12 protein-coding genes are annotated in these 12047 nt (G+C 50.8%); 4 read left to right on the top strand and 8 right to left on the bottom strand.

All coding sequences use genetic code 11. The features are described from left to right. Window positions 1–71 precede the first annotated feature (71 nt). The gene (locus IPK30_06020; GenBank protein ID MBK8102839.1) at window positions 72–1004 is read left to right on the top strand and encodes a dihydropteroate synthase; all 933 of its coding nucleotides are present in this window, start codon (window positions 72–74) and stop codon (window positions 1002–1004) included. A gap of 52 nt (window positions 1005–1056) precedes the next feature. On the opposite strand, the gene IPK30_06015 is transcribed toward IPK30_06020, so the two are convergent. The 4 genes from IPK30_06015 to IPK30_06000 all read right to left on the bottom strand — a co-directional run bounded on the left by IPK30_06015 (window position 1057) and on the right by IPK30_06000 (window position 3000). Beyond that, a complete protein-coding gene (locus tag IPK30_06015; protein MBK8102838.1) occupies window positions 1057–1545 on the bottom strand; it encodes a hypothetical protein in 489 nt (162 codons plus the stop codon). 43 nt (window positions 1546–1588) lie between these two features. Further along, complete coding sequence (locus IPK30_06010) at window positions 1589–2065, bottom strand: hypothetical protein (GenBank protein MBK8102837.1); 477 nt, start codon at window positions 2063–2065, stop codon at window positions 1589–1591. Next, window positions 2062–2553, bottom strand: coding sequence for a hypothetical protein (locus IPK30_06005; GenBank protein ID MBK8102836.1), 492 nt, complete (start codon window positions 2551–2553; stop codon window positions 2062–2064). The genes IPK30_06010 and IPK30_06005 overlap by 4 nt, the downstream gene beginning before the upstream one ends. A 66-nt stretch (window positions 2554–2619) precedes the next feature. Next, window positions 2620–3000 (bottom strand): hypothetical protein, encoded by a 381-nt coding sequence (locus tag IPK30_06000; GenBank protein MBK8102835.1) that lies wholly within the window; start codon window positions 2998–3000, stop codon window positions 2620–2622. A 104-nt stretch (window positions 3001–3104) separates the two neighbouring features. Here IPK30_06000 and IPK30_05995 point away from each other — a divergent pair, with 104 nt between their 5' ends. Next, window positions 3105–4943 (top strand): DUF4105 domain-containing protein, encoded by a 1839-nt coding sequence (locus IPK30_05995; GenBank protein ID MBK8102834.1) that lies wholly within the window; start codon window positions 3105–3107, stop codon window positions 4941–4943. A 6-nt stretch (window positions 4944–4949) separates the two neighbouring features. Here the strand turns inward: IPK30_05995 and IPK30_05990 are convergent, their stop codons facing one another. Both IPK30_05990 and IPK30_05985 read right to left on the bottom strand, forming a co-directional pair. Continuing rightward, window positions 4950–6464, bottom strand: coding sequence for a thrombospondin type 3 repeat-containing protein (locus IPK30_05990; protein ID MBK8102833.1), 1515 nt, complete (start codon window positions 6462–6464; stop codon window positions 4950–4952). Between the two features lie 99 nt (window positions 6465–6563). Further along, entirely contained in the window at window positions 6564–8147 is a 1584-nt protein-coding gene (locus IPK30_05985) for a phosphoenolpyruvate carboxykinase (GenBank protein MBK8102832.1), read from the bottom strand. A 217-nt stretch (window positions 8148–8364) separates the two neighbouring features. Here IPK30_05985 and IPK30_05980 point away from each other — a divergent pair, with 217 nt between their 5' ends. Beyond that, complete coding sequence (locus IPK30_05980; GenBank protein ID MBK8102831.1) at window positions 8365–9621, top strand: CoA transferase; 1257 nt, start codon at window positions 8365–8367, stop codon at window positions 9619–9621. A gap of 74 nt (window positions 9622–9695) precedes the next feature. Here the strand turns inward: IPK30_05980 and IPK30_05975 are convergent, their stop codons facing one another. After that, window positions 9696–10181: a hypothetical protein gene (locus tag IPK30_05975; GenBank protein ID MBK8102830.1), complete on the bottom strand. Its 486-nt coding sequence runs from the start codon at window positions 10179–10181 to the stop codon at window positions 9696–9698. A gap of 13 nt (window positions 10182–10194) precedes the next feature. Beyond that, window positions 10195–10632, bottom strand: a complete 438-nt coding sequence (locus IPK30_05970; GenBank protein MBK8102829.1) for a D-tyrosyl-tRNA(Tyr) deacylase — start codon at window positions 10630–10632, stop codon at window positions 10195–10197. Between the two features lie 72 nt (window positions 10633–10704). On the opposite strand from IPK30_05970, the gene IPK30_05965 reads away from it, so the two are divergent. Further along, a complete protein-coding gene (locus IPK30_05965) occupies window positions 10705–12039 on the top strand; it encodes a S41 family peptidase (protein ID MBK8102828.1) in 1335 nt (444 codons plus the stop codon). The last annotated feature ends 8 nt before the right edge of the window (window positions 12040–12047 follow it).

Raw genomic sequence — 12047 nt, 5'->3', positions numbered from 1 at the left:
CTTCTTTCTATTGAGAGAAGCCTTTTTTATTTTCATCAACACTTTTTATTGTTAAGAAAACGGAGAACCGTATGGCCGTTGTTGTTATCGGCGAATCTTTGAACGCCACTATCCCTGCTATTTGTGATGCCGTAAAAGCACACGACACTGCATACATTCAAAAAGTTGCACTGGAACAAGTTGAAGCCGATTCCGATTATTTGGATCTCAATGCGCAAGTAACAGGCCGCGATGAGTTGATCGACTTGCCGTGGATGATTGAAAGCGTGCGCGCTGTCACCAATATCCCCATGGTGCTGGACAGCTCTAACCCGCCCGCGCTCAAGCACGCCATGGAAACGATTGATTGGAAAGGCCAGTACCCCGTACTCAACTCCATCAACAACAAAAAAAACAGCACACAAACGCTGTTGCCACTGGCCGCCAAATACAACACCGGTATTGTGGCGCTGTTGCTGGATGACAATGGCATCAACCACACCGCCAAAGGGCGTTTTGAAATCTGCAAAGAGTTGGTCGCCAAATCGCGCGACGCCGGTGTTGCTGACCACAATTTATGGATCGACCCACTTATTTTGCCGCTAGGCACTGACGACAATGTCGGCCCCATCAGTTTTGATTTGTTGCAGATGATGAAGGCGGAGTTTCCGCAAGTGCGCACTTTCTGCGGCTTGTCGAATGTCAGCTTTGGTATGCCGCACCGCGCATTAATGAACCGCACTTATGTAGCCATGCTGGCCGCCAATGGCATGGAAGGTTTTATGATCAACCCGCGCGTGAAAGAAATGCGCGCCATGATCTACGCCATTCGTGCGCTGATGGGCGAAGACGAAAAATGCGGCAAGTACATTCAGGCGCACCGCGATGGTTTGTTGCTCACCCCAATGAGCGACGACCAAAAAGCGCGCCTCGCCGAACAAAAAGCGCAAGAAGAAGAAAAAGCGCGTAAAAAAGCGGAGCGTGAAGCGCGCCGTGCGGCAAAAGCTGAGGGCGGCGAAGGCTGATTTATTTTGTCGCTGCGTTAAAACAAAAAAGCCGACTTCGAAGTCGGCTTTTTTATGCTAGTTTTTTGCCCAGCAAATGAAAGGATATCCCCAGTGCTTCATGCACATCGGGGGCTTTGGCGATGCGATTACGCGTTATCCACTCACACATCGCCATGTGATCTTTCATCGCAAAGGCTTTGGCTTCAGTTTTCGTCAACCACGAATATGCTGTCAGCGCGCCACGAATTAACAGCGAATCCGAAATCATGGTGATGCGTTTTGCCGGTTCAAAGCCTTGGGCTGTGGTCCATTCCGTCGCCAATTTGCGCTGCCCCGCGTCAAATACATCGCCAAAGAAAATTGCCACATTGGCAGGCACGGAAACACCGTTACCCACCTTTGACACTTCGCCCAAGTACTGCAGTACCAGTGCATCATTCCATTTGGGAATATCGCTAATAATCATCGTGACATCATGTATCTGCGCAAAGCACGCTTTGCCTTTCAGTAAGGCGGTGGGCTTAACTATTATTTTGCTGTATTCAGCATCACTCAGCATTTCGCGGAGATCCCCAGTAATTTTTTAAAAACTATTGCCAACATTACGGCAATTTTTTTCCTAACAAATGAAACGAAGTTGATAAAGCATCATGCACTTGCGCAGCAGTAGCTATCTGACCTCGCGTAATCCAATCGCACATCGCTTTGTGATCTTTCATGGCAAATGCTTTCGCCTCTGTTTTCGTCAACCACGAATACGCTGTTAACGAGCCGCGAATTAACAATGAGTCAGAAATCATGGTGATACGCTTTGCCGGCTCAAACCCGTTCTCGGCAATCCACTCTGCGGACAATTTGCGCTGTCCTGCATCAAAGCTATCGCCTAAAAACACCGCGACGCTTGCAGGCACAGAAACACCGCCACCCACTTTTGTCATTCCATTGAGATATTCCAACACCAACTCATTTGTCCATTTTGGAATATCACTGACAATGATCGTGGCATCATGAATCTGCGCAAAACACGCTTTACCTTTCAGCAGCAGCGTAGGTTTAACTATTTTTTGAAAATCTGTCATTTCGGAATTACTCCTAAAATTTTGTAGCACCCTCTAACCGCTTGTACCACATCATCAGCTTTGGTATCTAAATCACGCACCAACCACTCACAGCCGGTTTGTAAATCTTTCGCAGCAAACGCTTTCATTTCAGTCTTGGTGAGCCACGAATACGCCGTTAATGCTGCGCGAATCAAAGCAGAATCCGTTAGCGTGATGGTGCGTGGCGAAGGCACAATATCGTTGCTTGCCATCCAATCCACCACTTGTTTGCGCTGCGATGCTGCAGCTCCCAAAGTTTCACCAAGAAAATGCGTGATGGCCGCTGGCGCGGTAACGCGCTGCCCTAAGCGCGCACTTTCTTCCAACAACTGGTTGATGTCTTTTTCTGTCCACTTTTCTATCGTCGTGATCATGATGGCGACATCATCGACATACGCTAATGCGCCTTTACCATTTAGCACTTTGGTCGGTGGAATTCTGCGTTTGGTTCCGTACTGCACTGGCATACTAAAAATTCCTCGCTGTTCTCGCACCGAAAACTACCACATCCACCCGCACTTGCCCATGCAATGCTAGTTGGTAACTCCACCCCAATCTTGCGCCGGCACAGTGTTCACCTCGCCGCCTGTGCGCCACAGCCACAGCGCCAACGCGAAATCGAGACCGCTAGTTTCTTGCAACAACAGTTGTCGGTAAGTGTCTAGGCAACCTTCGGCTCCCATCAAGCGTTGCAGCGCGTGCAAGTATTCGCCTTCGCCGCGCAAAATATCTTGCGCCAGCGAACCGTAATACCCATTGGCAAAGCGCAACAGCTGCCTGCGGTATTCAAACTCGGCGTGCTGCACCTTATCGGCGCGCAGAGTGGGCTGCTGCAATTGCTCGGCCATCGGCGCCAGTGAACAACTATCGGCGTACACGGCAGCCAACGGCCAGCCCGCGAATAGCAAACACACAACTCTCAATCTCAATTTACGCACGACACACCGAAACAATAATGGCGCAGATACAATAGCGCCCACGCCCTTTCTGTCAATTCTTTATGCCGAGCTGTTTTGTCATGCACTGCCAAGTATTGGTTTTTGCCACGCTACTTGCTGTGGGTGTTGGTGCGCACGCAAACGCAGTAAGTGGGGATGAAGCAGCAACAGCACCACAATGGCTCGCTCTGTTACACATGCAGAAAAACATTTTTACTGGCGGCTATCGCAGTGAAGTAGATGCTCAAGATTTTTTTCTCTCTGGGAAGAACAATGACAGCCTGGCAGAGTTACAAGCCACGCTGCATGCACTGCGTTCTCCTGCCAACAGTGACAACAGCGCTTGGTGCCGCTTTCCGGCACGCGCGCAATTCTTAGCGCAACGATTTTCCTTGCGCCCACCTAGAGACTTACGGTGTCCTTCTCTAAATTACTGGCGTGGACGCTTTAATGCCGATGAAATCACATTGGTCTACCCCGACCCCTACTTGAAGAAAATTGCTTCAGTTTTTGGGCACACTTTTTTGCGTATCGATGCCCATGACAAAACACAGCACCCCGTTTTATTGTCACAGACGATTAGCTATTACGCCGATGTTGGTGCAACGGATAACAGCGCCGTGCGCTATATCACCAAAGGTTTGACCGGTCACTTCCCTGGCATTATTGATTTATCGCCATATTTTGAAAAACTGCGCAACTACAGCGATGGCGAAGACCGTGACATCCGCGAATACACGTTGTCTCTCCCGCCAGAAAAAGTGCGTACTTTTATTGATCATGTTTGGGAAGTACGTGGAAGCAGCTTCAATTATTTTTTTTTGGATGAAAACTGTTCTTATCGCTTAATCTCCATGCTGGATGTAGTGACTCCTACACACAATCTGCGCGAGCAATTTACCTCACACACTATCCCCGTGGACACCGTTAAAATTTTACAAAAACACGGCTTAATCGCCAGCGTAAACTATATCCCCTCTGCTAAAAAGCGTTTTTATGCACAGCTGTCACAGCTTACGCCACAACAAAAAACAAAACTCAATATCTTGTTAAGCCGCACGAGCGCAGCAGAGAACATCACCGACCCTGCTGTGCTGGCCATGGCAGAAAAGTATCACAGCATACAAATTCAAGCAGACCCTGCACAAAAAGCCTTGCACACTTATCAAGTGAATCAAGTGGTACAGCGTCAACACCAAATTAATGCCGCCGTACCGGAACACTCCGCAAAAATTGCGACGCGCAATCCCGCCACCGAAAGTCACGACATGCTGCGCCTACAAACCGGCTGGCAGCGCGATGAAGGCAGCGATTACTTACTCGTTGGCGGCCGTTTCGCCTACCACGATTTTCACGACCCACTACCTGCTTTTCAAAAAGGCGTGCAATTGGATGTGCTGAATTTTCAATTGCGCATTGATCCCTACGACAACGATGACAGCGTTAGCATTGAGAGCATCCGCTGGTTTAATGTGCAGTCTTACAGCCCCGTCGATACTTTTTTTCAAGAAGCATCATGGGGCGTATCGGCGTCACGCCAACGCGAATTGATTGGCGAAAAAACCGCGCTCATCAATCTTGCCGAAGCTTATCGCGGAATCAGTAAAAATTGCGGCGCGATGTTGTGTCATGCGGAACTGATCGGTGGCGTGCTCACTGGCGGCGCCCTGGAGAGCAATTGGGATGTGCGCGCCGGTGTAAAAGCGGGATTACTGTATCAAGATACCGCGTGGAGCTGGTCTGCCGATATCAGTCAGCAGCATTACTTAATCAATAATAGCGACAGGCTAACCAGCTTCAACAGCGAAGCGGGCTATCGTCTTTCGCGCAACTTATCGGCGTATTTTTCCTACAGCCACCAAGACAACGATCACGCCGAGCGCGATCGCTTCTCTCTGTCACTGCGCAGCTTTTTCTAAATAATTTTAGGTTGCTGTCGCTTTCTTTTTCGCTGGTTTTAACGGCGCTTTGTCCTGTTTATCGGGAATTCCATCGTTATCATCGTCGTCATCACAGGCATCACCCATGCCGTCTTTGTCGGTATCTTTTTGATCTTTATTGGCAATCAATGGGCAATTGTCTTTGTCATTGGCTGCGCCATCGTTGTCATTATCGGCATCACAGGCATCGCCCATTTTGTCGCCATCGCTATCTTTTTGGTCAGTATTAGCGACATCGGGGCAGTTATCGCGCTGATTGCCGATACCATCTTTGTCGTTGTCCACCGATTCTGCGGGATCATTGGGAAACGCATCGCAGGCATCCCCCACTTTGTCGCCGTCGCTATCTTTTTGATCTGCGTTAGCTGCAGACAAACAGTTGTCTTGCTCATTGCCTATGCCATCGTTGTCTGCATCTGGATCACAAACATCGCCTTGACCATCGTTATCACTATCGCGCTGATCCGTATTCGCCTGCTGCGCGCAGTTGTCTTTTTCGTCAGTGATACCATCGCGATCCGTATCAAAAAACAAAGACGCTACTTCGGTTTGTTTATAAGTGTTGTCGCCCCAACATTTCACGCCGACAGCATCCAGCGCACAGGTGCTGTACCAACCAGCACTGATTGCTGCAACAGGCGGCTGCAGTAAATCTTTTGGTGGATCGGACTGCCCACGATCGCGCGCACCCCAACACACCACACCGGTGTCGTCGATGGCGCAGGTGTGATCAAACCCTGCGCTGACCTGTCTTGGGTTTTGCAGCAGCGGCACGGTGCGTGTTTTGTAATTTTTCAGCACATCGGCATTGCGTTCTTCTTCATCAAAATAAGTATCGCCCCAACACACCACACCGCGTTCATCCAAAGCGCAACTGTGATGATTGCCCGCTGTAATTTGACGCGGATTTAGCAACGCTGGCACATCTAACTGCTGCGCCCAATTATCACCCCAGCACGACACGCCTTTTTCATCCAGCGCGCAGGTGTGAAAACCACCGGCAGCAATTTGTTTTACATTTTTGATTTTTTTCGGCACATCCAATTGCCCGCGACTGTTGTCACCCCAACACTTCACGCCTTTGGCATCAATGGCACAGCTGTGATACCAACCCGTACTCACCGCTTCCGGTTTATTCAACACTGGCGCATTGATCGCGCCGTGCGCGTTGTCACCCCAACATTGCACGCCGTTATCACTGATTACGCAGGCATGTGTATTGCTAACGCTGAGCGCAACCGGATGTGCGAAACTCGGCGTAACACCCATGCGCGGCTCGTCGCCCCAACACTGCACACCGCTGTCATCCAGCGCACAACTGCGGCGATATCCCGCACTCACGATGTAATCCGGACGCTCAGGGTTGCGGCCAACCTTTTGCTCTAGTGCATCGCTGAGCCGATCGCCGTCCTTGTCGTCCGGCGCTGCCTGTACAACAGAAATCGCTCCACAAAGCGTGAGGCAGAAAACGAGAAATAAGCGACATGTGTTGCGCATCATTTTTCAGCACCATGAACAATTGGGTTACGCGCAGTATAGCGATATCCAGAAACAAGAACGCCCCGCAAGCGGGGCGTTATCGCACAACACGCGCAGTGTTTACGCTTGCGGACCCGCCTTGAGTACCGCTTCGCTGACATCAAATTTTTTGATGTTTTCTTGGAACAGACCAGCGAGTTTTTTCGCTTGTGCGTCGTACTCCGCAGCATCGGCCCACGCTTTGCGCGGGTTGAGATACTTGCTGTCCACATCTTTCACTGCTTTTGGAATCGTCAGATTCAAATGCTCCAACTGTTCGGTCTCACCTTTCAGCAATTCACCGCTCAAGCAGGCATTCACAATCGCACGCGTAACAGGAATCGGGAAACGATTGCCTTTGCCGCCAGGGCCGCCCGCACCGCCAGTCCAACCGGTGTTTACCAAATACACCTGTGAACCGAAATCTTCAACGCGTTTCATCAACAGTTTGGCGTATTCCATTGGACGGCGCGGCATAAATGGGGCACCGAAACAGGTAGAAAACGCCGGTTGAATGCCAGGCGCTGCACCCACTTCCGTAGAGCCAACGCGCGCGGTGTAGCCAGACAAAAAGTGATACGCCGCTGCTTCTTTCGACAAAATAGAAACCGGCGGCAACACACCAGAAACATCACAAGTTAAAAACACCACTACTTTGGGCTCACCAGCGGCGTTAGCCAATGTGCGTTTCGCAACATGCTCCAACGGATACGAACAGCGACCGTTTTCGACATTGCGCGTTTGACCGTCTTGTGTGTCGGTAACTTCTAGATTGCTGTAATCCGCTTGGCGATTGCTATCGACATGCACATTTTCCACGATACTGCCGAAACGAATCGCATCCCAAATCACAGGCTCGTTTTTTTGTGACAAATCGATCGTTTTTGCGTAGCAGCCGCCTTCGATATTAAACACCGAGCCTTTCGCCCAGCCGTGCTCATCGTCACCGATCAGATAACGATCTGGGTCAGCCGACAGTGTGGTTTTACCGGTGCCAGACAAACCAAAGAACAAAGCCACATCGCCTGCTTCGCCCACATTGGCCGAGCAGTGCATAGGCATCACATCTTTTTCTGGCAACAAAAAGTTTTGTACCGAGAACATCGCTTTTTTCATTTCACCGGCGTAACGCATGCCGGCGATCAACACACGGCGGCTGGCAAAATTCAGGCAGACGATACCGTCAGAGTTGGTGCCATCGCGCGCAGGATCACATTGAAAAGAAGCGACATTGAGAATCGTCCACTCTTCTTTGCCTTTCGGATTGTATTTTTCTGGACGGATAAACATGTTGCGCGCAAACAGCGATTGCCACGCGGTTTCGGTGTTCACTTTCACAGGGATGTAATGCTCGTCGTGCGCGCCGACATGCAGTTGTGAAGTGAAGCGATCTTTCTGTGCCAAGTAGGTTTCTACGCGATCCCACAGGGCGTTGAATTTATCTTGCGGGAATGGACGGTTCACATTACCCCAATCAATAGCATCCGCCGTGGATGGCTCCTGCACCACGAAACGGTCAGCAGGCGAGCGGCCTGAGCGCTTGCCAGTGGTGATCACCAGGGCGCCGGTATTGGTCAGGGTGCCTTCGCTACGCAGCAGGGATTGTTCAATCAGGGCTGCAGAAGTCAGTTCGTTGTAAACCTTGGTATTTTCGATTGCGCTCATTGTGTTCCTGTCGGCAGTGCCGATCTCCGATGTCAGAAAAGGAAGTAGAACAACGCCTGTGTAGGCGGGGCGCTTATCTTAACCGAAGTCCTATATCTAGGGGGAGACGGGGGTAGGTATGCCACCGTGCCATGCTCGCGCACTTGCGAGTACAATGCGCCGCCCGTTGCGAGCCTGCTTCGCCGCATAAATCCCTATTAAATCAATGGAGAACTGCATGAGCACTTCTAGCTCTGGTCAAAAACCTGCGCCGCTTGCTGGCTTGCGCGTAATCGATTTTTCTATCCTCGGTCCCGGCGCCACCGCTCACCATTTTGCGGAACTGGGTGCGGATGTGATCAAAGTCGAAGTCCCTGGCGGCGACTATGTGCGCGTGATGACTTGGCCCATCGTAGAAGGCATCTCGCTGTTGCATTGGCATATCGCGCGCGGCAAAAAATCCATTGAAATTGATTTGAAAACGCCGGAAGGCAAAGAAATTTTCAAAGAGCTGATTAAAGACGCTGACATCATCATCGAAGCGATGAAGCCCGGCACGCTGGATCGCTTGGGCCTGGGCTTTGAAGACCTGAAAAAAGTGAACCCCAAAATCGTGTTCTGCTGTGTATCCGGCTACGGCATGACCGGCCCTTACGAAAACATGCCTTCACACGGCGTTGCCTACGACACTTGGGCTGGCTGCGTAGAGCCAGCGCGTGATGAAGAAGGCATGGTCTATCTCCCCGCTCACCCATCTATCGGCATGCACGCCGGCCCTCTGTTGGGTGCATTCGCCGCGCTGGCGGCGGTAATGCGTGCACGCGACACCGGCGAAGGCGCTTTGGTGGAAATTGGTCAGTCCGACGGCGCGGCCTACATGGACTGGTACCGCATCGAGAGCTACAAAGCCTATCAGCGCCCACAATCAGAAGTGACTGGCAACGCGGCTGACGATTTCCGCCGCCGCCCTGTCGGCACCGCCGGTTTGAAAGAAGGCGTGCGCTATCAAGCCTACGAATGTAAAGACGGCTATGTGTTGTTCATGGCTTCCGAGCAATCATTCTGGAAAAACTTCTGCGAAGCACTCGGCCGCATGGATATGTTTGAAAAATGGCCGGGCAAAAAACTGGCCGACCACGCGCCGGGTAATAAAGAAATGCAGCGCGAGTTGACTGCGATTTTCAAAACCAAAACCATCAAAGAATGGATGGATTGGGGCGTGGAAGTGAAAACGCCGATTGCGCCGGTTTACAACTCCGAGAGTGTGATGGAAGACGAACATTTCAAAGCGCGCTTCAAGTGGTATCCGCACGAAACACACGGCGCTGACATGATGAGCTACCCCGTGCATTTTGTCGGCGAAGAATTGCCGGTGCCGACGAAAGCGCCAACACCCGGTCAACATCGCGATGAAATTCTCAAACGCGTATTGAATTACGACGATGCGAAAATCGCTGCGATGGATGCCAAAGGCGCGTTTGGCAAGAAGGCGTAACACCTGCAAAAACAGAAGTAAAAAAACCGGAGCAATCCGGTTTTTTTATGCCTATCACAATAGTGTTTTTTTATTTACTGCGCTTCCAGCTTGCGCATCAGCGCATCGCCATCGTAGGCGGTGATTTTGTCTGGCTTCACACACAGAATCACTTGCCCTTCTCTATCCAGCAAATCACACATGGTTGCCTGTGCTTTGATATTGTCTGGCAACAATTTTTGACAAAACAGTGGGAAAAACCAGCGCCGCGTCTGCGCATCATCCAACACCGTACACACGCCGCTGAGGCTAATACAGCGACTATCACCCAGTGTCGTGCCCGCCGATGAAATCACCACCGAAGCGCGGCCTGTTTTTCGCACAGCACTAACACGCGGGCGCTGATCGTTGGTGGTCAGCCACACGCAGCCCTCTGCCCACACAAAACTCATGATGGTGCCGAGTGCATCATTTTTCCCTTGCCAAATAAAAGTGCACTCATCTTGTTCTTGCAACAATTGCTCGCGCACAGCATCACTCATGGGCGCGGAGAATTGTTTGCCGTGGCTGTCTTTTTTCATAATGAACTACCTGCTAGACCGACAACAAAAATGTGACAGGACCGTCGTTGATTAAATGCACTTGCATGTCTGCCGCAAAAATTCCCGTGGCAACCTCGTTATGTTGCTGACGCAAATACTGTACACAATCGTCGTAGAGAGAGAGCGCCTGCTCGGGTGTTGCGCCAGAAGAAAATGACGGACGCAAACCACTGTTGGTATCGGCCGCCAAGGTAAATTGCGAAACCACTAACACGCCACCCGCAATATCGCGCACCGATAAATTCATTTTTCCTTCCGCATCTGGGAACATGCGGTAGCGTAAAATCTTGTCGCACAGTTTTTGTGCCAGCGCGCAATCGTCGTGGCGCTCCACGCCCAACAATACGAGCACGCCACGCGCGATCTTTCCTACGACTTCACCCTGTACAACAACATGCGCGCTGCTGACACGCTGGATCAACGCTTTCATAACAACTGGTTAAGCTCCGAGACTTCCGTTAGCATCACCGTTCATTCTAGCGATATTTCTGGACGCTCCTGCATGCCACTGCCTTTCCGGTATTTCTCCACCTGCGCGCTGGTGGTTTGTTTGAGCCTGTCCTACGCAGGAAACAGCGCCAATGCCACTCAAGAAAATATCGCTGCTGTCAGTGAGGATGGGCAGTTACCCTTGGAGGATCTGCGCACTTTTTCCTTGGTATTGGAACAAATTCGTGCTGCTTATGTGGAGCCTGTCAGCGACAAAACTCTGTTGGAAAATGCAATACGCGGCATGCTCAGCGAGCTGGATCCTCATTCTGCCTATCTTGATGAAAACGATTTTAATGACCTAAAAAACATGACTACCGGCGAGTTCGGCGGTTTAGGCATTGAAGTTGGCGCAGCAGATGGCTTCATCAAAATTATCGCACCCATCGACGACACACCGGCCAGCCGCGCGGGTATCCACGCCGGTGACATCATTATCAAAATCAATGCGCAATCCGTACAAGGCATGGCAATCAATGACGCAATCAATCTGATGCGCGGCGCAGCGGGCACGCCGATCACACTGACCATCATGCGCGAAAAACAAGAGCAGCCGCTGGAATTCAATCTCGTACGTGAAATCATTAAAACACGCAGCGTGAAAGAAAAAATCTTAGCGCCGGGCTATGCCTATATTCGCATTGCACAGTTCCAAGCTAGCACCACCGAAGAGCTTAAACGAGCATTAGCCACCCTAGAAAAACAAGAAAAAATTCGCGGCTTGGTCTTGGATTTACGCAACAACCCAGGCGGGCTGCTCGATGAGGCAGTCGGCGTTTCTGATGTATTTCTCAACAAAGGTTTAATTGTCTACACCAAAGGCCGCATTCCCAGCAGCAATGTACGCTTCAGTGCCACAGCAGGTGAAGCCTTGCCTAAAGTGCCAATCATTGTGCTGGTAAATCAGGGCACTGCATCAGCGGCAGAAATTGTTGCCGGCGCATTGCAAGACAACCAGCGCGCAAAAATTCTCGGCACCAACACCTTTGGGAAAGGCACCGTGCAAACAGTAGTGCCCATCAGCGATAAAAAAGGCATCAAACTCACCACTGCGTTGTATTACACGCCGAGCGGTCGTTCGATACAAGCGGAAGGCATTAAACCGGACATTATCGATCGTGATAACGCACTTAGCGTTGCGCAATCAACCGCTCTCACTTCGGAAGCCAGTCTTGAAAAGCACATCGCCAACGGCAATGGCGACGACACCAAGAAGAATATCGATAAACCAAACGATAAAACCAAAACAAAAGAAGTAGCGCCAGATAAAAAAGCCGCCGCCAACAACAGCCCTGCACCCGAAGACAATCAACTGCAAGATGCGCTGAAATTCCTGCAAAAAAAGTAACGAGGCGG

The sequence above is a fragment of the Cellvibrionales bacterium genome (assembly GCA_016713115.1).
Lineage (GTDB): Bacteria > Pseudomonadota > Gammaproteobacteria > Pseudomonadales > UBA7239 > UBA7239.
The sequence above is the reverse complement of the archived record's forward strand: the minus strand, read 5'-3'. Positions and strand labels throughout refer to the sequence as shown.

Bases quoted from the DNA above. Each gene is read 5' to 3' on its own strand.
- IPK30_06015 (MBK8102838.1), bottom strand. From the start codon at position 1,545: ATGCTGAGTGATGCTGAATACAGCAAAATAATAGTTAAGCCCACCGCC.
- IPK30_05980 (MBK8102831.1), top strand. From the start codon at position 8,365: ATGAGCACTTCTAGCTCTGGTCAAAAACCTGCGCCGCTTGCTGGCTTG.
- IPK30_05995 (MBK8102834.1), top strand. From the start codon at position 3,105: ATGCACTGCCAAGTATTGGTTTTTGCCACGCTACTTGCTGTGGGTGTT.
- IPK30_05985 (MBK8102832.1), bottom strand. From the start codon at position 8,147: ATGAGCGCAATCGAAAATACCAAGGTTTACAACGAACTGACTTCTGCA.
- IPK30_06020 (MBK8102839.1), top strand. From the start codon at position 72: ATGGCCGTTGTTGTTATCGGCGAATCTTTGAACGCCACTATCCCTGCT.
- IPK30_06005 (MBK8102836.1), bottom strand. From the start codon at position 2,553: ATGCCAGTGCAGTACGGAACCAAACGCAGAATTCCACCGACCAAAGTG.
- IPK30_05965 (MBK8102828.1), top strand. From the start codon at position 10,705: ATGCCACTGCCTTTCCGGTATTTCTCCACCTGCGCGCTGGTGGTTTGT.
- IPK30_05970 (MBK8102829.1), bottom strand. From the start codon at position 10,632: ATGAAAGCGTTGATCCAGCGTGTCAGCAGCGCGCATGTTGTTGTACAG.
- IPK30_05975 (MBK8102830.1), bottom strand. From the start codon at position 10,181: ATGAAAAAAGACAGCCACGGCAAACAATTCTCCGCGCCCATGAGTGAT.
- IPK30_06010 (MBK8102837.1), bottom strand. From the start codon at position 2,065: ATGACAGATTTTCAAAAAATAGTTAAACCTACGCTGCTGCTGAAAGGT.
- IPK30_05990 (MBK8102833.1), bottom strand. From the start codon at position 6,464: ATGATGCGCAACACATGTCGCTTATTTCTCGTTTTCTGCCTCACGCTT.